A 21211-nucleotide genomic window follows, 5' to 3' on the forward strand; every position below is an offset into this window, starting at 1 on the left:
CAAATTGAGAAATCTCTCATCTAACGGCTGCATGCCTGCGAGGCTCTATGTTATTGCTTGCTTAATCATGCCGCAGCGCGTCGACCGGCTTCAGCCGGGACGCCTTGTTCGCCGGGAAAATGCCGAAGACGACGCCGACGACGGCCGAGAAAACGAAGGCGATGGCGACGGTCTGCGGCGGAACCGACGTATCGGTGCCGTTCGCGATGCCGATAGCTTCGGAGCCGAGGAACCCGGCGCCGATCCCGAGCGCTCCGCCGATGCCGCTGATGACGACCGCCTCGACGAGGAATTGAAAGAGAATGTCTCTGCGCTTCGCGCCGAGAGACTTGCGGATGCCGATCTCCCGCGTCCGCTCCGTCACCGACACGAGCATAATGTTCATGACGCCGATGCCGCCGACGACGAGCGTAATCGCCGCCACGTACAGCAGCATCGTGTTCATCGTTTCGTTGACCGAGTTGAGCGTCTCGACCGCGTCCTCCTGATTGAACACCCGGTAGCTGCTGTCGTCGCCGCGGAACGTTTCGAGCAGGCTCGCCTCCAAAGCGGCCACGGTCTGGTCCATCCGGTCCAAATCCTCGACTTTGATGCTGATGCTGCGGACGCCGACGGAGTCGAACATTTTCTGCGCGGTCGTGATCGGGATCAGAATCTTCTCGTCGTTGGAGCCGGTAAGCGAGCTGCCCTTGGACTCCAGCAGCCCGACGATCGTGAACCGGCTGCCGTTGACCGCAATAACCTCGCCGACGGGGTCATCGCTGCCGAACAGCTCCGTCGCCGTATCAACGCCGATAAGAGCGACCTTCTGCGTATTCCGAACGTCGACCGGCGCGATGTAGCGACCCGACTGCACGCTGAAATCGTTGACGGTCTCGTAATGCCCCGTGATGCCTTCAACCGTGACGTCCGTGCTAGTCTTCTCGTATTTGACCGTCGCGTTGCCGCTCACCGTCGGAGCAACCGCTTCGATATTCGAAATGTCGGCGAGAGCCAGCGCGTCCTCGAGGGACAGCGAGGTCGCCGTTCCCCGCCCCGTAATCGTAACGGACAACGAATTCGTGCCGAGGCTGGCGACCTGCTGCTCGACCTGGTTTTTGGAGCCTTGGCCCATCCCGACGAGCGCGATGACCGTCGCTACCCCGATTAGAATGCCGAGCATGGAGAGAGCCGTTCTAAGCTTGTTCGACCAGACGCTCTTGAACGCCATCCGGAAGCCTTGGCTGAGCTTCATGCGTCTCCCTCCTTCCTACCGTTTCGGTCAGCTCGCCGTCGCGCATGACGACGGTCCGGCCGGCCCGCTTCGCCACGTCCATGTCGTGCGTAATGAGCACGATCGTATGGCCCTTGCGATTCAATTCTTCTATTAAAGAGAGCACTTCCTGCCCCGTCTTCATATCGAGCGCGCCGGTCGGTTCGTCCGCCAGCAGAATCGGCGGGTTCGTCGCCAGAGCGCGGGCAATGGCTACCCGCTGCTGTTGGCCGCCGGACAGCTCGCTTGGTCTATGATGAACCCGCTCCCCGAGACCGACCTGCTCGAGCGCCGTCATTGCCATCTCCCTGCGTTGCTTGGCCGGCAATCCCCTGTAGATTAGAGGCAGCTCGCAGTTCTCGAGCGCGGTAAGCTTGGGCAGCAGATGGAAGCCTTGGAAGATGAACCCGATCTTCTTGTTCCGAATATCCGCCAGCTTGTTGTCGCTGAGCCCCCGCACCTCGGTTCCGTCCAGCTTATAGCTGCCGTCGGTCGGCGTATCGAGGCATCCGATGACGTTCATCATCGTCGATTTTCCGGAGCCGGAAGGCCCTACGATCGCGACAAAATCGCCAGGGTATACGCTTAGCGATACGCCCTTAAGCACGGTTACCGTTTCCCGGCCCATCACATATTGTTTGACAAGTTGGGTGATCTCGATCAGGGCGTCCTGCTTCGTGCCTATCATCGTGCGCCTCCCATGCCGTTCGCTCGGGTAAAACCGCCGCCACCGCCACCGCCGGCAAACCCGCCGCCGCCTTGGAAGCCGCCGCCCGGCATGACCATGCCCGGCATCATCTGAACGCTGTCCTCCGCATCCGAGCCCATGCCCACCGTTCCTTGCGGCAGCGGAACGAGCACCTCGTCACCCTCTTCGAGTCCGGAAATAATCTCGACATACGTATCATTGCTGATGCCGATCTCGACGGGGACAAGCTGGCCTTCCATGCCGGCCAGAGCGCCAAAGCCGGCACCGCGTCCTCCGCCTTGCGGAGCGGCGCCTTCGCCTTGCGCGAAGCCCGGCATTTGCCCGCGTCCGCCTGCGCCCGCTCCCTGCTGCGCCGTCGCGTCTCCGGCTTGCGGAGCGCTGCCGCTTGCTTCCGATGCGCCTTGCCCGGCATCGCCGGCGTTTGGACGCTGCGCGGGCTGGCCTTCGCCGCCCGCCGTTCCGCCGTTCGGAGCCGCTCCGCCCGCACCCGCGTCCGTACCTATTTTGGCATCGCCGTCCGCTGTTCCGCCGCCCGATTGTCCCGACGCGCTGCCGTTCGGTCGGCCCGTCAATACTCCTGCGGCACCAGCCGCCGCCTCGCCCTCTTCGCCGCCCGGCACGCGGACGAACGTCCGGCTGCCCATCTCGACGACGGCATCGACCGGCACCACGACAACATTTTCGCGCGATTCCAGCACGATATCCGCTTCGCCCGACATTCCCGTCAGGACGCCCTCGATTTCTTTCATAAGCAAGCGGACCTCGTACGCCGACACGCCGCCGGTGCTGGAGCCTTCGCGAGCGATCTCCGACACCGTCCCCTCGAACGTTCGGTCCGTCAGCGCGTTCAAGTGGATTTGCGCCGTTTGGCCCAGCTTCACGGACGGAATGTCCAGCTCGTCGACCGATACGACGAACTCGAGCAGCTCATAATCGACGATCTCGGCAATAACCGTATTCGGGCTGACCTCGTCGCCGACCGACACCGCGCTCTCCGTCACCTCGCCATCCACCGTCGCCACTACCTGCGGCACATCCTGCTGCTCCTCGTAGAGGTCGGACATGTCTTCCTGCAGCTGCGCGATCTCCAGCTTCACGCTTTCGATGGACGTCGACACTTTATCCTTGGTCTCTTCCTCGTTCTCCGTACCCGTCGCTTCCTTGTACTGAGTCTGGTACTCCTCGAGCTGCTGCTGCTTGCTGTCGATGCTCGTCTGCAGATTGGATATTTCCTTCTCATAGTCCTTCTCCGGCTCGAAGGTCGCCAGCACCTGCCCCGCCTTGACGCGGTCCCCCACCTTAAAATGCAGCTGCTCGATCGCCCCGGTAATGCCGGAGGTAACCGTCTCGCGGGAATTGGCCACGACGCTTCCCGTCGCGCTGATCTTGAGCTCCAGATTGCTTCTCGTCGCCTGCGCCGTCATCGACGTCGCTTCCTCTGCGGCCGCCAGCTTGTCCGGCTTGAGGTAATAATAAGCGCCCCCCGAGCCCGCGGCGACGAGGACGATCGAGAGTCCTACCCATAGCTTCCATTTTTTCATCGGCTGATCTCCACCCTCCATAGTACGTTTTCCGCCCACTCTAGCACAGGTTCGTGAACGCAAAATGAACGCGGCAGGGGCCATATCCGGGAGGCATATTCAGCCAATTTTTATTTTTCTTTCAGCTTGGACTCAGCTTGCTAAGGTACGATAACCGTACCAACTGTCGGGGAAGGGGAAACGTATGCCCAAGATCGTAGTCGTGGATGATGACGCGAATATCCGCGAGCTGATTTCGTTATTCCTGAAGAGAGACGGCCATCAGGTCGTGGAGGCCGTGGACGGCGTGGACGCGCTGGACAAGCTGGAAGCCGTAAGACCCGATCTGGCCATTATCGACGTCATGATGCCGCGGATGGACGGCTGGACGCTATGCTCGGCGCTCGGAGGAAGCTATGACTTCCCGAAGTTGATGCTGACGGCCAAAGGCGAGACCGCCCATAAGGTACGGGGACTCGAGCTCGGAGCGGATGATTACATGGTGAAGCCGTTCGACCCGCCGGAGCTGCTGGCCCGGGTCAAGGCTTTGCTGCGGAGATTCCGCATTGCCGCCTCCCAGCGGATTACGTTCGGGGCCGTTACGATGGATATGTCGGACTTCCGCATGACCGCGGGCGGAGAGGATATTTCGCTGCCGCCGAGAGAATTCGAGCTTCTGTTCAAGCTGGCCAGCTATCCCGGCAAAACGTTCGCGCGCGACGATCTGATCGAGCAGCTGTGGGGCGTCAATTACGAGGGGGACGAGAGGACGGTCGACGTCCATATTAAAAGGCTGAGAGACCGCTTCGCGGAGGAGCGGTACCGATTCCGCATCACGACGGTGCGGGGACTCGGCTACCGGCTGGAGATTCTGCCATGATCCGGGTCTTGCGCACGCGATGGCGTCAGGCGGGATGGCGGAATTGGCTTCCTGCCGGCGGCTTTCCTCTGTTCCGATCCTTGTATTCGCGAATTATGGCGACCTTCCTTATTGTCGTGGTTATCAGCATCGGACTGTCGTACTGGCTTACCAGCGCGCTGTTCCAGCAGCAGTCCCGGGGCTCCATGATGCAGGAGATCGACAGCACCTTCGGCATCATCGAGCAGCTGCACGAAGTGTCGGATCCGGCTTCGCTTGAGTCGTTCCTGAAGGAAGTAGCAGGCGCTCATCATATATCAATCGCTGCGGTCAACCAGGAACGCGACTTCATCACGGCGGGGCAGAATGCCGACATGCTGCAGGCCAGACTGGCGGAAGCGCCCGAGCTGCCGGCGGTGCTGTCGGGCAGCGTCGCGCGTGTCGCCGTAAGAGGCGAGGCGGTAGAAGGCAGCTTCCCGCCGCCGCCTGCCATTGGCAGACTCGTCTCCTTGGGCAGCGAGAGCTGGGCGATGTTCGTTCTGCCGGAGCGCTTCCCGGCGAACAGCAACTTCGTCTGGACGGCCGTTACTTTGCTGCTGACGCTGCTCGCGATCGGCTCCATTCTGATCGTGATCGCGGCCCGCTATCTCGTCAGGCCGATTAAGCAGCTGAACGAAGCGGCCGTCTCGATGGCCGCCGGCAACTTCGCGATCCGCCTGGCCGCGCACAGAAGGGACGAGCTCGGCAAGCTGGCCGAAAGCATGAACGCGATGGCGCTCAGCCTCTCGCGGCTCGAGACGATGCGCCAGGACTTCGTCGCCAATGTCTCGCATGAGCTTCAGTCGCCGCTTACATCCATCAACGGCTTCGCCGAGGCGCTGCGGAGCGATGACGTGACGGCTCACGACCGCGACCGCTATGTCGGCATCATCCAGCAGGAGAGCAGCCGCTTGTCCAAGCTGTGCGAGAATCTGCTGAAGCTGTCCTCGCTCGACTCGCAGCATCACCCCTACTACCCGGCCGCATTCCGGCTGGACAAGCAGCTGCGCCGGCTGGTGCTTGCCTGCGAGCCCGCATGGCAGTCGAAGGCGATCTCCATCGAGCTGGTTCTAGAGCCGCTCACGGTGAAAGGCGATGAAGATTTGCTCAGCGGCGTATGGAGCAACCTCCTGACGAACAGCATCAAGTTCACGCCGGCCAGTGGCGAGATTCGCGTCACGCTCGCGCAGCGCGGCGACACCGCGGTCGTCGAAGTCGCAGACTCCGGCGTAGGCGTCGCCGAGGTGGACCGCGAGCGCATCTTCGAGCGCTTCTACAAGGCCGACCCCTCACGCAACCGCAATGCCGGCGGCAGCGGGCTCGGCCTCTCCATCGCCCGCAAGATCGTCGAGCTCCATGGCGGCACGATCCGCCTGGACGATTCGCCGCCGGACGCCCCCGGCGCAAAGTTCACAGTAGCGCTGCCTATGGGTTAGGCAGCGCCCAAACCCGCCCTCCAAACACATTTAGGCACCTCTGGCGCCTCTATTTCACTCAGACCCGCCATCCAAACACATTTAGACGCCCTCGCCCCTCTATTTCCTGCAACCCCGCCAACCAACTTTTTGTTAATTTTTCCACTGTTGGATATACTACTCCACTAAAAGCAAAGCAACAGAAACCGAAGGAGGAGTAGGCGTTGCGCTGGTTCAAGAGTCAAAAACATTCGCATTCCGGCAGCAAGACCGATCCGGCCAAGCCGGCCGGAATCCCCCTCCCCGAAGAAGAACAAATCGTCGCCTTAAGCACGGAGCTTGCATCGAACGAAACGAAGCTCAGGGATACGTTCCGAGGCTGCTCCGACATTAATTTTCGCCCCATCTCCGGCAATCCTAGCGTACTCTTACTTTATACGGATGGTTTAATCGACAGCAAAACGTTGGATCAAGCCGTGTTAATGCCCATTCTCTATCACGCGGCACCCGCCAGCCCGAGCGCGGCCCCGATTTCCTGCCAGATCATACAGGAGCAGCTGGTCGCCATTGCGCAGCTTCAGACCGTGACCACGATCAACGATGTTATGGAAGGGGTTCTGAAAGCCAATATCGCCTTATTGGTCGACGGGGAAAACCAGGCGGTCATCGCCGATCTTAAGGGCTTCGAGAAACGCGCGGTGGAGGAGCCGGCCGCCGAAGTTTCCGTCCGCGGACCCCGGGACGGATTTACCGAAAATCTGCGCATTAATACGGGTCTCATCCGCAGGCGGCTCCGCAGTCCGAAGCTGAAGATGGAATCGCTGACGATCGGTCAGCTTACTCAGACGGATGTCGTCATTACTTATATAGAAGGAGTCGTCTCGAATACGATTCTGGAGGAAGTCCGCAATCGAATCAGCCGGATTCAGATCGACGGGGTGCTGGAATCGGGTTTTATCGAAGAATTTATCGAGGATGTCACTTGGTCGCCTTTCCCGCAAATTCAGAATACCGAACGCCCCGACATCGTATGTGCCAGTCTGCTCGAAGGGAAGGTCGCGATCATCGTCGATAACACCCCCTTCGCGTTGATCGTTCCGATGACCTTCTGGATCGGCCTGCAGGCGGTTGAGGATTATTACGAGCGATCCATCTACACGACATTCGTTCGGTTCATCCGGTACTCTCTGTTTAATATCGCCCTGCTTCTTCCGTCCCTGTACGTGGCGCTCTCCACTTTCCATCAGCAGCTGATCCCCATGAACCTGCTCATCAGCATCGCGAATTCCCGGGAAGGCGTGCCGTTCCCGACCTTTGTCGAGACGCTGCTGATGGAGTTTATGTTCGAGGGACTCCGGGAGGCGGGGATCCGCATGCCCAAAGCCGTCGGCTCCGCCGTCAGCATCGTGGGAGCGCTCGTCATCGGCCAAGCCGCCGTCCAAGCAGGTATCGTATCCGCGCCTGTCGTCATTATTGTAGCCACGACCGGGATCGCGTCGTTCGCCATCCCCCGCTATAACTTCGGGACCGCCTACCGGCTCCTGCGTTTCCCGCTGCTGATATTGTCGGGAGTGCTTGGCTTATACGGCATAATAGGCGGCCTGTTCCTCATGATCATCCATCTGCTCGGTTTGCGATCGTTTGGCGTTCCCTATATGAGTCCGGTCGTTCCGCAAATCCCTCTTAGCCTGAAAGATGTATTCATACGCGCACCCAGATGGAGCATGAACCAGCGGCCGGCACTCTTCTCCGGAGGGAACAAGACGCGTATCCCGAAAGGCCAGCAGCCAAGTCCAAACAAAGGAGAAGCAAACGATGAATAGGATTTGGAGAACCCTCTGCGTCATGCTCTCTCTTCTACTCATAACCGGTTGTTGGGACAGCTCGGAGGTCAACGACCTTGCTATCGAGCTCGCTTGGGGCATCGACAAAGCCCCGAACAAAAAAATAATGATCAGCGCCCAAGTGATCAACCCTTCGAAAATAAGCGGCGGGCAGGGCGACGGCGCAGGCGGGGGAGGCGAAGGAAAACCTTATTTCGTCGTGGCCGGCGACGGGATGAATACGCTCGACGCGGTCAAGCGGATACAGGCCAAGCTTTCCCGCCAAGTATTCCGCGGCCATAGGCGCGTCATCGTAATCGGGGAAGCCATGGCCAGACAGGGGATCAAGGATGTCCTCGATACCTACACGCGGGATCCGAATCTTAAGCTGCGAACCGATCTATTCGTCGTGAAGGGAAGCACTGCCAAGGATCTCCTGAAGGTGTCGTACCCCTTGGAGAACATCCCGGGACTTGGGGTACTCGGAGAATACAACCAGGTGGGAACCTCCGCGGAAATGGGGTTTCTGCACTTTCTGCTCTCCGCGACCAGCGAAGGAACTTCACCCTATCTGCCCTCAGTCTCGATTGGCATGAACCCTCCCCCGCAAGACGGGGGCCTGAGAGACAAATCGGATATAGAGGGATTTCGAATCGCCGGCCCCGGTATTTTTAATAAAGAGCTGAAGCTGGTCGGATTCTTGAGCGTAGAGGAGGGCAGAGCCATGCGATGGATATCCGGGAAGCTAAAGGAGATAGAGGTATCAGCCAAATTACCGCAAGAGGCAGGCAACGTCAGCATGGACCTGTATAAGTTAGGCCAGAAGATTGAACCGATTGCCCAAGGAGGCAATCTGCATATCCATGTCACGTTAACGGGAAAAGGAGCGATCCGGGAGAATAATACCCCTCTCGACCTTACGAATCCGGACCATATCACCCTGCTGGAGAACACGCTGAACAAACAAGTGGAAGAGCACGCCCTTCGAACGATTACCAAGGTGCAGCAAAAGTATGGGACGGACGTGTTCGGCTTCAGCGATGTCATTCGCAGAAAAAACTTGCCCTTATGGAAATCGATAAGGGAAGACTGGGAAGCGGTGTTCCGCGAAGCCGATATTTCCGTGAACACGAAGCTGACGGTCCGGAGGATCGGCATTACGGGACCTTCCTTGCATTTGAATCCTAACGAAATCAAAAAATAATGATGGTTTATTTCTTCCATTGCCGAAGCCAAGCCACGAGGAGAAGAATGGCCGGCAGGACCAGGAGCAAGGGCACCCAAATATACGGCACGAGTATTTCGAAGTGGTGACGGTATACATGCTCGGCAATGTTCTGGGACATGGTCACCCCCAGGAGCAGCGCGATGGCGCATGCCGGGATGACCAGCTTGCGGTGACTCTTCATTCCCGTCAGCTTCTGAATGCCTTTTAACGCCGCCAGCATGTGAACGACGCTTTTCAGAAGCGCCATCATGAGAAAATAGAGGACGCCGATCATTTGCAGGTTTTCGATAAAATCTCCGATGCTAATCAAGCTCAGCAAGGTGTACAGAGGGTACAGAAAGCTCGAAAACATGTCCCCGAAAATGAGAATCGCCAATAGGTTAAAGCTTGTGATCATGAGCCCGGACAGCAACGTGGTGAGAATCGTAACCTTCATCACTTTGTCCGGGTATTCGGTCTCCGGCCAGAACATGGCAAGAATGAGCGTTTCCCCAAAGGATTGCGTAATGCCCGATGGATAGACAACCTCCCAGACCGGTCCCCACCCGTCCTCCAGAACGGGCAATAAATTATTGAGTTGAAGGACGCCGGAGCTGCACAGAAGGATGACCTCGATGCCAAATAAGATCAAGACGATGGGAAGAAACAGCTCTCCGAGACGCGAAACAATCTCAAGGCCCCCGTATACGCAATAGGCTATGATCAAGACGAATACCCCCGAGATGACAAGAAGCGGCGTATTCGGCAATACGGCTGTCGACACCATATCGCGAATATCCGCCACAATCCGTCCCACCACATATAGTCCCATAAGCGGATACAACAACGCCAGCGGCGTTCCGATCCAGCGCCCGAATTGCTTCGGGAACCACTCGACAAGCGTTAACCCCGGATTCATCCTCATTAAGAGGAGGTAGACCAGAATCATGCAGACGCCCAGACAACAGGAAATAAGCTCGCTAATCCAAGCATCCCGGCCGGCCGAGCCTCCGAAGCCGAATATGATGGTCGTGCCCAATTGGAATATGAAAGTCATCGCGAATAATTGATAAATGGATATCCGGGTCATCGTAGCTTCTTCCCCCCCTGCGCTTCCGTTATTATTGACCATGGATAGAAATGGTAGTCACTTTGGCGGCAATAGGAGCAGATTTCCCGGAGCAACAGAACAAGCCTGCACCGAAGTGCAGGCTTGCCCGAATACCCGTCTATTCTTTCTTCGCGTAAATCTCATACGCCCATGGCGCGAGGTCCACCGCATGCTCCGCGGCCAGCTCCGCCGCGGAGCCGTCGTTGAAGGCCTGGTACTCGCCCGAGAGCTCGCCGAGGGCGACGGTGCCGGCAGCCTGCTCGGCGGACAGGTTCATGATGACGACAACCGTGTTGCCATCCTTGGTCCGCTCGAAGGCGAGCAGCCGGTCGTCGCCATCCTCGAGAGAGCGGAAGGGACCGCCCGCGCTGCCGTTCCATAGCGCCGGATTGTCATGCTTGAGCGCGGTCAGCTGCTGGTAGAACGACTGCATGGACAAGTCCTCCCACGCAATTTCGTCCTTGTCGAAGAACAGCAGCCGTTTATCGAGCCCCGCTTCCTGACCGGAATAGATGAGCGGCATGCCCGGAAGCGTGAACGTGAGCGCCGCCATCGGCTTCACCGCTTCGCCCATACGCTCGTACTCCGTCCCTACCCACGAGTTCTCGTCGTGGTTCGACGTGAAGTTGAGCGGGTAAGTGCCCGCCGGATAGGTTGTTGCAAGCCGCTCCGCGTACAGCTTCACCTGTTCGGCGTTGCCGATTCCTTTGGCCACGCGGTTCAGGACGTTGTACAGCTGCCAGCCGTAATTGGCGTTAAACGCGCTGCGCAGCAGACCGATCTGCTGATCGTCCTCCGCCAGCATATATACTGGCTTCACCTTCTCCAGCTGGGCCCGCGCCTTCTCCCAGAACGGAGTCGGCACGCCCCCCGCGTAGTCGGCGCGGTAGCCGTCGATATCGAATTCCTCGACCCAATACGTCATGGCGTCGATCATCGCGGCTTGCATATCCTCGTTTTCGTAGTTCAAATCCGCTACGTCCGCCCAATTTGTGCCCGGCGGCTGTACGATATTGCCCGCTTCGTCCGTCGTATACCAGCCTTCGTTCGCCGTCCACGCGTTGTCCCAGCCGGTGTGGTTCGCAACGAGATCAAGCAGTACCTTAAACCCCATCTCATGCGCTTTGTTCACCAAAGCTTTGAAATCCTCCGCCGTGCCGAACTCCGGGTTGACCGCTTTGAAGTCATCCACCGCATAGTAGGAGCCCAGCGCTCCATTCCGCTTCGTCTCCGAGATCGGATGGATTGGCATGAACCACAGAATATCGACGCCCATCTCCTTCAAGCGGGGCAGATGCGCTTCGAACGCCTTGAACGTGCCTTCCTCCGTATACTGCCGCACGTTCACCTCGTACATGACCGCCTTCGCCGCCCACTCCGGCGTCGGCGCGCCCTGCTGCTGCCGAACCGGTTCCTTCACCGGCTCCGCAGGCTCTTCCCCGTTATCCGACGTGCAAGCGGACAGCCCCAGCAAGGAGGCTATCAAGGGTATCGCGACCATCCATTTCACTCCCCTTCGCATCGTTCCACCATCCGTTCCTTAAGAATGAATAACGAGCCGCAGCTCCTCTACCGGTCTCCGGGTCGTTACCGTCAGCTCGTTGGCCTCCGCGTTAAACCGCCAAGCATCCTCGCCGGATGGCAGTCCTTCCACAGCCGAAGGGGCAAACGGCAGCTGCTTGAACGTTAGACGCCATGAGCCTCTGGCACCGTCAAAGCCGGCATGCGCCGTCTCCACATGAAGCGCGATGCTCCCCTGCTCGACTTCAAGCCCCAAACGATGCAAATTATAAGCTCCTTCGCGGTAACCGACCGTCAAGCCGTCGTCCTCGTAATATTCGAATGCGGAAGCCGAGCTGCCGGAGGCGTACAAGTCGAACGCCAGAACATCGGAAGCGGCGTCCGCTCCGCCTAGCTCCGCCGTCGACTGCGCGACCTCCGCGTGTGGAATAATAGCGCCTTCCTTCACGTACAGCGGCATCCTCTCAAGCGGCGCGTACGCCAGCACATGGCGGCCGCCCTCCAGCCTCTCGCCCGTCCAATAGTCGTGCCATACCCCGGCCGGCAGGTAGACGGAACGGTGATCCGTGCCCGCACGATAGATTGGCGCCGCGAGCAGCTGGCTGCCGAGCAGGAACTGATCGCACAGATTAGATACGTTCGGATCGTCCGGATATTCGAGCACGAGCGGGCGAATGACCGGCAAGCCCGTCTCCGCCGACTCGCGGAACACGCTATAAATAAGCGGCATCAGGCGGTAGCGCAGCCCGATATACTCGCGGCAGATCGCCTCGATATCCGGGCCGAAGCTCCAAGGCTCCTGCCGGATCGAGCGCAGCTCGCTATGGTTGCGGCAGTACGGGAATAGCGCGCCCATCTGCGTCCATCGGGCCAGCAGCTCCCCGCTGCAGTGATGCGCGAAGCCGCCGATATCCGGTCCGGCGAACGATACGCCCGACAGACCGAGGTTCAATACCATCGGCATCGCCATGGCCATATGCTCCCAGAAGCTGCGGTTGTCGCCCGTCCATACCGCCGCGTACCGTTGAATGCCAGCGTATCCGGCGCGGGTCAAGACGAACGGACGGTTGCCGCCGATATGGCGTCCGATGCCTTCGAACGTCGCTTTGGACATGAGCAGCCCGTACAGGTTATGAACTTCCCCATGCGTTACGGGGTTTCCGTTATTGCCGTGAACCGTATCCGTGTCCATCGTCTTGCTGTCGTTGAACACCGCCGGCTCGTTCATGTCGTTCCAAGCGCCCTCGATGCCCATCTCCGTATAAAACTTGTGCAGATCGCCCCACCATTCGGCGACGCGGTCTTCCGTGAAGTCGGGGAACACGCTTTGGCCCGGCCACACCGGTCCGACGAACGGCTCGCCGTCCTGCTTGCGGCAGAAATAACCGTTCGCGGCACCGTCTCTGAATACCTCGTAGTTCAGATCCAGCTTCACGCCGGGATCGACGATCGGCACGATGCGGATGCCCATCTCCTTCAGCTCGGCGATCATCGCCTTCGGATCCGGGAACCGCTCGGGATCGAACGTGAACACCCGGTACCCTTCCATGTAATGAATGTCCAAATAAATAACGTCGCACGGAATTTGTTTCTCGCGGAACGTGCGCGCCAGCTCCAGCACCTCTTCCTGCGACATGTAGCTGTAGCGCGACTGATGGTAGCCGAGCGCCCACTGCGGCGGCAGCTCCATTCGTCCCGTCAGCGATGTGTAGCTACCAACTACGTCCTTCAGCTGCGGACCGTAGATGAAATAATAATCGAAGCTTCCCGTCTCCGTCTGGATCAGATACCCGTCTTCTTCGCTGCGCATGTCGAAGAACGTTCGTCCCGGATTGTCCAGGAACACGCCGTACGCCGCCGCCGGTTCATGCGCGATGAGCAGCGGAATCGATTGGTACAGCGCCTCGATCTCCGGCACATGCGGCGCATACACGTCGCTGTTCCACATCTCGTAGCGCTCGCCCTTCTTGTCCAGGCTGCCCGTCTTCTCGCCGAGGCCGTAATAGCGAACTTGGCTCGACGCGGCGAACAGGCCCGTCACGGCATTCTTCTCGTTCCACAGCATGCCGCGCTGATGCGCAACGACTCGCCCGGAGCGGTCCACGAACCGGATCGAGCAGTCGCTCTTGTCCACGATGGCGCTGACCGCCTCCGTCTCGAGGAAATACGCCTCCTTGCTTTCTCTCAACTTGAACGCCGTCTCTTCTTCTGCGCTCTCCACAACGGCAACCGTCGTCCCCATATCCAAGCCGGGCGCTTCGGCTCCGGCTCCAACGAACAGCTTAACTCGAATCAATCCGTGCCGGACGACCCGGACGGCCAGGCAGCCATGCTCCGCCGTCACGGTCATGCCGCCCTCATGCCGCGACATCCCGGTCGCCGCGCCCAGCGAATGGGCGCCGTACGTTCCCTTTTTTTCCACCACTTTATCCGGGCTGATCGCCTCGCTTGTCAACATCTATCTCTTCCTCCCTGTAAGCATCTATGCAAAACGCCATCCTCTCCCGAATGGCGCCCCATTGTCGCTATCCCTTCACCGAACCAAGCGTTATGCCTTTGACGAAATACTTCTGCAGGAACGGGTAAATGACGAGCAGCGGCAGCATGGATATAAAAATTTTGGCCGCGTTCAGCGTCTGGTTCGACAGATCCGACATGCGCTTCACGGCCTCTTCGTCCATCTTCGTCGGATCGATGACGACCGCAACCTGCTTAATATACGACTGCAGCGGATACATCTCGGACTTGTTCATCAGCACAAGCGCCTGGAAAAATTCATTCCAATGATACACGATCGTAAACACGAGGATGGTGGCAAGCACCGGCACGGACAACGGCAAGCAGATGCTGAACAGAATGCGCCACGGTCCCGCGCCGTCCATCAAAGCGGATTCCTCCAGCTCCTTCGGCATGTTCCGAAGGTAGTTCATGACCAGGATGACGTTGAAAACCGGCAAGCCGCCCCCGAGCACCAAGCCCCAAATATTGTTGATCATGCCGAGCGACTTCATTGTCAGAAACCACGGCACGAGGCCGCCGTTGAACAGCATCGCGAAGATCAGCGCCCACATAATGATGTTCCTCGGCTTAAACTCCTTCGACGTCTTGGACAGCGGGTACGCCATGAGCAGAATCACGAAAAACGCGATGGCCGCTCCATAGATCACCCTCTGCACCGAAATGCCGAACGATCGGAAAAACTGGGTATCCTCCATAATTGTGTGATAAGAGCCCAGCGTCAGCCCTTTGGGCCACAGGAACACCTGTCCCGCGGCAGCCGCGGCCTTGTCGCTGAGCGAGATCGACAGCGTGTACCAGACCGGGATCAGGCACAGCAGCGTGATGACGATCAACAGTATGAGATTCAACCCGTTGAACAACCTCGCGGTGAGCGTTCGTTCGGCGATCATGTCTATCCACTCCTGCCTCTATATATTTTAGAAAATCCGATAGTTCGCGAACCGGTAAGCGAGCGCGTACGAGACCGTTATGAGAATGAGCCCGACCACCGATTTGAGCAGGCCGACGGCCGATGCGAGTCCGTATTGGAAATCGATGAGGCCCGCGCGGTACACCCACGTGTCGACGATATCGCCGGTCGAGTAGACGGACGGATTATACATCGTGAAGATTTGGTCGAAGCCCGCGTTCAAAATATTGCCGAGACTAAGCGTCGCGAGCAGCGCCGCGACGGGCAGAATGCTGGGCAGCGTAATTTTGAGCAGCCGCTGCCACTGCGAGGCGCCGTCGATGGCCGCCGCTTCGTACATCTCGGGATTGATCGACGTCAGCGCCGCGAAGAAGATAATCGCGTTGAAGCCGAACTCCTTCCAGATATCGCTGCCGACGATAAGCGCCGGGAAGACGTCCGCGCTGGCGAAGAACAGGACCGGCTCCGCGCCGAGACCGGACAAAATCTGGTTCACCGGACCCGAATACGAGAAGATGTCCAGCATCATGCCGCCGACGATGACCCACGACAGGAAGTGGGGCAGGTACACGATCGTCTGTACCGTGCGCGTGAACAGCCGGTTTTTCACCTCGTTCAGCATTAAGGCGAACACAAGCGGCACGATCAGATTGCCGACCATCTTGGCGAACGCGATCGCCACCGTGTTGCGGAAGATGATCTTACTGTCGTCCAGCTCGAACATATACTCGAAGTTCTCGAGACCGACCCACGGCGACTTCCAGAGGCCGATGCCGGGATTAAATTCCTTGAACGCGGTAATGACTCCGTACATGGGATAGAGGTTAAAGAAGATTAACCAGATCAGTCCGGGAATCAGCATGATGTAGAAATGTTTGGCGAAACTCCTAGGTATCACTCTCTCCACTCCCCTCTTAGAAGATCAAGACGAGCGACTGCTGCGCCCGTCTTGATCCGTCGTCCTATTTAAGCTCGTTGACTTCTTCCGTAATTTTGTCGCCGCCTTGGTCCTTCCACTTCGCGACGAACTCGTCGAACGCGCTGATGTCGGCGCTGCCCATGATGATCTTGAGGAACGTCTCGTCCTCGAGCTTCTTGAGGTTGGTCCAACGGGATTCCATCGTCTTGGTCTGGGCGGTCGCGATACTGCGCACCCAGTTGATGTTCGCGTCGACGAACGTCGAGCCGCCGTTCAGATGCGCATAGATGTGCGTGAAGAAGCCCGGATCCGCTTGCTGGTCGAAATGCTGGATATCGTAGTTGTCGAACGGCTCTTTCTTGATCGCTTTGACGTGCTGCGCCATCTCGTACGCCCAGCCGTAATTGATGCTGTCGACTTCCTCGACCTTCACTTCGTCCGTCAGTACTTTGCGAAGCGTATTAACCGCGTACTCCAATTGGTCGCCGGCGCCCAGGATCAGGAACAGCGGCACTTCTTGGGACGTCATTTCTTTGCCGGCCGTCAGCGTCTTGTACTCTTCGTCCTTGCCCCACTTGTGCAGCGTCGTCATCTTGATGACCGCTTCCGGGTGCTCGGCGTTTTTGCTTACGACGATATAGCTGCTGCCCGTCGCTTGGTTGGAGTTGAATTGACCCGCTTCGTTCAGAGGCGCGGCGTAAGGTCTCCAGTTCGCGTTCGGGTCGTTCGCCATCGAATCGGCCAGGTTGTAAGCCGACCACCATGGGCCGAAGAAAATGCCCGTTTGACCGCTTGCCACCACTTCGGCCGTCGATTTGCGAATGCCCAGCTCTTTGTCCAGGATGCCATTGGCGTACCAGTCTCTCATCATCGTCAGCGCTTTCTTCGTCTCTTCCGTGATGGAGCCGTACACCGCGTTGCCGTCCTTATCCTTCACCCAGATGCCCGGATACGCGTCGTTCGCGAAGAACAGCGGGGAGAAGTTATACCAATGGTCCGTCGAAGCCAAGAAGTTCGACGACAGCGAACCGCCTTGCTGCGTGCCGACGATGCCGACCGTGTTCTCGCCGCCCAGCTTGTTGTCTTTGAACGCTTGCGCGATCTTGCCGAGGTCCTCGAGGGACTTCGGACCTTCCAGACCCAGCTTGTCGAGCCAGTCCTTGCGGATCCACGTCATCGGAGCGGAAGGCAGAGTCGTCTCTGGCAAGGCATACAGCTTGCCGTCGAACGTTACGCTGTCGAGCAGACCCGGGTTGGAATCATACACCGCTTTCAGCTCGGGGCTCGCGTATTTCTCGTATACTTCCTTCAGGTCGGCCAGCTGACCGGCCTTCACCATTTGGCGAAGCTGTGTTTCGTTGACGACCAGCGCGTCCGGCAGATCGTTACTGGAGATGGCAAGACTTACTTTTTGCTGGTAGTCGTTGCCGGTAGCCGCTTCCCATGCATGCTTCACGACGATGTTATATTTATCTTTGAGCCAGCGCGTGTAGACATTCTCCTCGGCCGTATCGGTGCCGTCGTATTTGTAGTTCGGGTCGATCCCGCGTCCGATGGACACCTCCATCGGCGTCTCGAATTTCGCGAACGGATCAATGACCTCCTCTGCGACAGGCGTATTGCCGGAGCCCGCGTTGCTGTCAGGCGCCGCCGAGCTGCCGCCGTTGCTGCCGTTTTTGCCGCTATTGCTGCTGCAAGCCGTGATGCTCGCCGTAGCCATTAAGACAGCCAATGCGGAGAAAATGGCTTTTTTCATGTGTATCCCCCTTAGGAATGATCGTTGTTTTCTTCGACAATCCCACTATATCACGCGCTTCCCGCGGCCCGAGATAGAGAGGGATTCGAGGAAGGGGTAGAGAATTTTCGCATAAAAAAAGAAAGCGAGCGAAAAACGTCTACCCTGTTTCCGCACGCTTTCCTACTCGAATGCTTGCCGAGGCCTTACTGCTGCCTGAATTCGCTCGGCAGGATGCCCGTATGCTCCCTGAACAAGCGGCTGAAATACTTCTCGTCGGTGTAGCCGATCTGCTCCGCGACCCACTGGATCGTCTTGTTCGTGCTGCGAAGCAGTTCCTTGGCCCGCTCCATCCGAATGTCCCGCACGTAGTCGGTATACGTCTGGCCGACGTACTGCTTGAAGCATTGGCTGAAATAGCTGCCGCTCATATTGACCATCTGCGCGATCTCCGCGGAGGAAACCGGCTCATGGATCCGCTGCTGGACGAGGTTCATCGCCTTGACGATGCTGTTCTGGATTTCCGGCGAGAACAGCGGCTTGGCGCCCGCCCGGCTGATGCGCTCCCGCACTTCCAGCAGCCACTCGCAGAACCGGTGCCAGCTGGGAAAGAAATCCTCCATCGCGATCGGATGATCGAGAATGGCTTGGTACAGCCGGTTCCACTCGTCGGTGAGCGAATAGAAGATCCGGACGAGCCGGACCGGCGGCATTCGCAGAACCTTCAGCTCCTCCAGCTGGGTCCGGAATGCCTGGTCCTCATAGATCCAATCCGCGGCGGCCCACTTCTCCTTCAGCTCTTCAATCGGCGCGGCGCCTCCCGCTTTGTCGCGGGCCGCGCACTCCGCCGCGTCCACCTCGGCATAAGCTGCTTCTGGACGGTAATCGTAAAACAAATCTTTTTTGCCGTATGCCCGAATCAGCTGCAGCACCGACTTGCGGTCCAGGCCGGTCAATCCGCGGAACCGCACGGCTGCCAAGCTCGGCTGCGGACTCGCGTTCGAGCCGGCCGGACCGGCGGCGGCGTACCAGATGCCGGGCTCCGCTTCCGCGGCGCGCTCGGGTACCCCCAGCTCGGCCTGCGTCTCGTCGAGGCTTGGATTCAGCGAATAATATACGAATAGCTCGGCGCCGCCTAACGGGTCGGGCTCCGACTGCACCGCCGCGCTCTTCGCGCCTTCCTTCCTCCCCATCAGCTTGACGACGCGGCCCAGCACTTCTTCGAATTGCTCTTGTTCCAGCTGGATTTTCGCGATGTAGTCGATCGCCCCCAACCGGAGCGCCTCCTGCACGTATTCGAAATCCTGATGCAGCGATAGCACGACGATCTGCACATGGGGATATTGCTCCCGCACGATGCGCATCAGCTCGATGCCGGACATGACCGGCATGGACAAGTCCGTCATAAGCAAATCCACAGCGTTCGCTTCCATAAACTTCAGCGCGTTCTCCCCATTGTTCGCCTCGCCTACGATCTCCATGCCGAACGCCGCCCAAGGCATGGAGGAAGCGATTCCTTTGCGCACCAGCTTGTCATCGTCCACGATCAATACGCGTATCATCACGTCTGTTCTCCTTTCGGTGCGGATGGCATGGATGGCGGGACAGCCGCCGGAACGGTCAGAGAGGGCTGCTTGGAGACCGGAAGCCGCAAGGAGACGACCGTGCCTTTCCCCACCTCGCTGCGGATGCGCAGCTTCGCCTCCTCGCCGTAGCTCGCTTGCAGGATGCGCTTTACGTATTTCATCCCGATGCCCATGCCGACCTTGTGGCTGTCCCCGGTGTCCTCGTCCAGCAGGCGGTCGATCGTCTCCGCGCTCATGCCCGCTCCGTTATCCTGAATGGTAATTTGCAGCCCGTCCTCCTGCAGCGCCACCCCGACATAGATATATCCGTCGTCGCTTACGCCGTGGTACAGAGCGTTCTCGACCATCGGCTGCAGCAGGAACCTCGGACTCGGCAGACCAAGGCTTTGCTCGTCGACGTCGATGTCCACGTCGAACTGGAAGTCGTACCGGATCTGCTGCAGCTGCAGGTATTCCTTCAGAGCTTCGATCTCGTCTCCGATCGTCGACGTTTCCCCCATTTTGCCAAGATTGTAGAAGAGCAGCTTGTTGAGGCTGAGCACCAGCTTGTCGATCTCCTTCTGCCCGTTCATGACGGCCAGCCAGTGAACCGTATCGAGCGTGTTCATGAGGAAATGCGGATTGATCTGGTACAGCAGCTTCTCGACCTCGAGGTCCGCGCGCCGCTTCTCCTTCTGTTCGATCTCGTCGTAGAGCGCCCATATTTTCCGCTTCATACTTCGGGTCTGGTAGAGCAAGTAGTCGAACTCCGGAATGTTCGTCTGCTCCTTATGCTCCCGTTCGTTCGAATGGATGAGCGACTTGATCTCGCGGTGGAACTTGTCGAGCGGACGATACACCATCTTCCATAGCAGCCAAGCGACGAATACGGCTAGTATGACGAACAGCAGGAAGATGCCCAAAATTTGCGCTAGCCAGCGGTTGCGCTCCTGATTGATCTCGCCCTCCGGCACGACGGAGACCAGACTCCAGCCTTGGTTGCTTGTTTCCTTGTTCCAGAAGTAGCCGCCGGCATTGCCCGACAGCGATTTCGGATTCGTATCCGGGAATTGGGCCTGCTCCGCGAATACGCCCGGCACTTCGCTGAACGCGATGCGGCCGTCGTTATCCAGCAGCAGCAGCCGGCGCGAGCTCTCCTTGCGGTTCTGAGGCGCGAACAGCGACGTCAGCGCGCCCCGCCCCGATTCTATGTAGAGATACAGGTTCTGATCCGGCAAATTCACTTTGCGCATGATGCTGAACACGAATTGGTTAATGGAGCCGTTGTAGCTGAGATGCGGACCGTAATAGGTAATCTCGGGATACTCCGCGAGCAGCGGCAGGCCTCCCGGGTTGAAGTCGCCGCGGACGCGGAAGTTCTCGAAGCCGTATTGTTTCTCGTCAGGATTGTAGAACAGGAGCAGGCCGATGTTCGGATTGGAGAACGTGATATTGTTCAGCTCGGTCCGGATCTCGTTGTTCAGGCGAAGCCGCTCGTAAGGCTCCGTCTCGGCCTCCAGCTGCTCGATTAGCCGGTTGGTGCCGCCTCCGTATGCCAGCTGCTGCGACACATGGTTCATATTGTTCAGCGTATTCTCGAGCGTCATCAGGTCCTGCTTCAAGTTGCTCTGAAGCGCGCCCTCGACTTTATTGCCGATAATGGAGTCTATAGTATAGAAGGAGATGAGGCCCAGGCAAATAAACGGCGCCAAGCTGCTGATCAGAAAGATGAAGATGATTCGATTTTTGAAGGTGACGTTGTTCAGACGTATAGTCGTCATATTCGCAAAGGCTCCGCCCTTTCTCGTGTGTGTATACCCCGCCCATGCTATCATAACCCGAAACGGAAGCGCTTGCGAAGTAGGACGATTTGTTTGAGGGAGGGTGGATATTTTTTAGAACAGGCTATGATGTAGTTGAGCCTGCCTATGGCTCTTCTGGCTCCGGGCAAGAGTATTTTTAAAAAATAGCGGCAATAACCAGGCTGTTGAGAAAGTTATAAACTTCAATAAATCACCGCGTTAATATGGTATAATGTAGTTAGTAACCATCCCACAGAAAGCGCGGTGTTTTTTTATGCTTCGCACGAATGATCCCAATCCGCAA

15 protein-coding genes are annotated in these 21211 nt (G+C 58.3%); 4 read left to right on the plus strand and 11 right to left on the minus strand.

What is annotated here, in order from left to right; translation table 11 throughout:
- Window positions 1-61: 61 nt before the first annotated feature.
- Genes NQZ67_RS23090 through NQZ67_RS23100 form a run of 3 tightly spaced genes read right to left on the minus strand, consistent with a single transcriptional unit; the run spans window position 62 to window position 3502 of the window.
- Window positions 62-1234, minus strand: a complete 1173-nt coding sequence (locus NQZ67_RS23090) for an ABC transporter permease (RefSeq protein ID WP_257450568.1) — start codon at window positions 1232-1234, stop codon at window positions 62-64.
- Window positions 1176-1940 carry an ABC transporter ATP-binding protein gene (locus NQZ67_RS23095; protein WP_306813027.1) on the minus strand — a complete coding sequence of 255 codons (765 nt, stop codon included), beginning with the start codon at window positions 1938-1940 and terminating at the stop codon, window positions 1176-1178. The genes NQZ67_RS23090 and NQZ67_RS23095 overlap by 59 nt, the downstream gene beginning before the upstream one ends.
- Window positions 1937-3502 (minus strand): efflux RND transporter periplasmic adaptor subunit, encoded by a 1566-nt coding sequence (locus NQZ67_RS23100; RefSeq protein WP_257450570.1) that lies wholly within the window; start codon window positions 3500-3502, stop codon window positions 1937-1939. The genes NQZ67_RS23095 and NQZ67_RS23100 overlap by 4 nt, the downstream gene beginning before the upstream one ends.
- Before the next feature lie 184 nt (window positions 3503-3686).
- On the opposite strand from NQZ67_RS23100, the gene NQZ67_RS23105 reads away from it, so the two are divergent.
- The 4 genes from NQZ67_RS23105 (at window position 3687) to NQZ67_RS23120 (ending at window position 8821) form a co-directional block, all read left to right on the plus strand.
- Window positions 3687-4361, plus strand: a complete 675-nt coding sequence (locus NQZ67_RS23105) for a response regulator transcription factor (protein ID WP_257450572.1) — start codon at window positions 3687-3689, stop codon at window positions 4359-4361.
- Window positions 4358-5815, plus strand: a complete 1458-nt coding sequence (locus tag NQZ67_RS23110) for a sensor histidine kinase (protein ID WP_257450574.1) — start codon at window positions 4358-4360, stop codon at window positions 5813-5815. Before NQZ67_RS23105 ends, NQZ67_RS23110 begins: the two co-directional genes overlap by 4 nt.
- 272 nt (window positions 5816-6087) lie before the next feature.
- A complete protein-coding gene (locus tag NQZ67_RS23115) occupies window positions 6088-7617 on the plus strand; it encodes a spore germination protein (protein ID WP_257450613.1) in 1530 nt (509 codons plus the stop codon).
- On the plus strand, window positions 7610-8821 hold the full coding sequence (locus NQZ67_RS23120) for a Ger(x)C family spore germination protein (RefSeq protein ID WP_257450576.1): 1212 nt from the start codon (window positions 7610-7612) through the stop codon (window positions 8819-8821). The genes NQZ67_RS23115 and NQZ67_RS23120 overlap by 8 nt, the downstream gene beginning before the upstream one ends.
- A 7-nt stretch (window positions 8822-8828) precedes the next feature.
- Here NQZ67_RS23120 and NQZ67_RS23125 read toward each other — a convergent pair whose 3' ends face one another.
- From NQZ67_RS23125 to NQZ67_RS23160, 8 genes are all read right to left on the minus strand, one after another.
- Window positions 8829-9914: a GerAB/ArcD/ProY family transporter gene (locus tag NQZ67_RS23125; protein ID WP_257450578.1), complete on the minus strand. Its 1086-nt coding sequence runs from the start codon at window positions 9912-9914 to the stop codon at window positions 8829-8831.
- A 139-nt stretch (window positions 9915-10053) separates the two neighbouring features.
- On the minus strand, window positions 10054-11436 hold the full coding sequence (locus NQZ67_RS23130) for an alpha-amylase family glycosyl hydrolase (protein WP_257450580.1): 1383 nt from the start codon (window positions 11434-11436) through the stop codon (window positions 10054-10056).
- A gap of 39 nt (window positions 11437-11475) precedes the next feature.
- Complete coding sequence (locus NQZ67_RS23135; protein ID WP_257450582.1) at window positions 11476-13914, minus strand: glycoside hydrolase family 31 protein; 2439 nt, start codon at window positions 13912-13914, stop codon at window positions 11476-11478.
- Window positions 13915-13981: 67 nt separating this feature from the next.
- Entirely contained in the window at window positions 13982-14866 is an 885-nt protein-coding gene (locus NQZ67_RS23140) for a carbohydrate ABC transporter permease (RefSeq protein WP_257450584.1), read from the minus strand.
- Window positions 14867-14893: 27 nt separating this feature from the next.
- Complete coding sequence (locus NQZ67_RS23145; protein ID WP_306813034.1) at window positions 14894-15748, minus strand: ABC transporter permease; 855 nt, start codon at window positions 15746-15748, stop codon at window positions 14894-14896.
- A gap of 100 nt (window positions 15749-15848) precedes the next feature.
- Window positions 15849-17561 (minus strand): extracellular solute-binding protein, encoded by a 1713-nt coding sequence (locus NQZ67_RS23150; RefSeq protein ID WP_257450588.1) that lies wholly within the window; start codon window positions 17559-17561, stop codon window positions 15849-15851.
- Window positions 17562-17746: 185 nt separating this feature from the next.
- Window positions 17747-19102, minus strand: coding sequence for a response regulator transcription factor (locus tag NQZ67_RS23155; protein ID WP_257450590.1), 1356 nt, complete (start codon window positions 19100-19102; stop codon window positions 17747-17749).
- On the minus strand, window positions 19102-20886 hold the full coding sequence (locus NQZ67_RS23160) for a sensor histidine kinase (protein WP_257450593.1): 1785 nt from the start codon (window positions 20884-20886) through the stop codon (window positions 19102-19104). Before NQZ67_RS23160 ends, NQZ67_RS23155 begins: the two co-directional genes overlap by 1 nt.
- Window positions 20887-21211 lie beyond the last annotated feature (325 nt).

Origin of the sequence: Paenibacillus soyae, assembly GCF_024623455.1 — a bacterium.
Lineage (GTDB): Bacteria > Bacillota > Bacilli > Paenibacillales > Paenibacillaceae > Pristimantibacillus > Pristimantibacillus soyae.

Coding starts and splice junctions, on each gene's coding strand:
- NQZ67_RS23090 (WP_257450568.1), bottom strand. CDS start 1,234: ATGAAGCTCAGCCAAGGCTTCCGGATGGCGTTCAAGAGCGTCTGGTCG.
- NQZ67_RS23095 (WP_306813027.1), bottom strand. CDS start 1,940: ATGATAGGCACGAAGCAGGACGCCCTGATCGAGATCACCCAACTTGTC.
- NQZ67_RS23100 (WP_257450570.1), bottom strand. CDS start 3,502: ATGAAAAAATGGAAGCTATGGGTAGGACTCTCGATCGTCCTCGTCGCC.
- NQZ67_RS23105 (WP_257450572.1), top strand. CDS start 3,687: ATGCCCAAGATCGTAGTCGTGGATGATGACGCGAATATCCGCGAGCTG.
- NQZ67_RS23110 (WP_257450574.1), top strand. CDS start 4,358: ATGATCCGGGTCTTGCGCACGCGATGGCGTCAGGCGGGATGGCGGAAT.
- NQZ67_RS23120 (WP_257450576.1), top strand. CDS start 7,610: ATGAATAGGATTTGGAGAACCCTCTGCGTCATGCTCTCTCTTCTACTC.
- NQZ67_RS23125 (WP_257450578.1), bottom strand. CDS start 9,914: ATGACCCGGATATCCATTTATCAATTATTCGCGATGACTTTCATATTC.
- NQZ67_RS23130 (WP_257450580.1), bottom strand. CDS start 11,436: ATGGTCGCGATACCCTTGATAGCCTCCTTGCTGGGGCTGTCCGCTTGC.
- NQZ67_RS23135 (WP_257450582.1), bottom strand. CDS start 13,914: ATGTTGACAAGCGAGGCGATCAGCCCGGATAAAGTGGTGGAAAAAAAG.
- NQZ67_RS23140 (WP_257450584.1), bottom strand. CDS start 14,866: ATGATCGCCGAACGAACGCTCACCGCGAGGTTGTTCAACGGGTTGAAT.
- NQZ67_RS23145 (WP_306813034.1), bottom strand. CDS start 15,748: ATGCTGATTCCCGGACTGATCTGGTTAATCTTCTTTAACCTCTATCCC.
- NQZ67_RS23150 (WP_257450588.1), bottom strand. CDS start 17,561: ATGAAAAAAGCCATTTTCTCCGCATTGGCTGTCTTAATGGCTACGGCG.
- NQZ67_RS23155 (WP_257450590.1), bottom strand. CDS start 19,102: ATGATACGCGTATTGATCGTGGACGATGACAAGCTGGTGCGCAAAGGA.
- NQZ67_RS23160 (WP_257450593.1), bottom strand. CDS start 20,886: ATGACGACTATACGTCTGAACAACGTCACCTTCAAAAATCGAATCATC.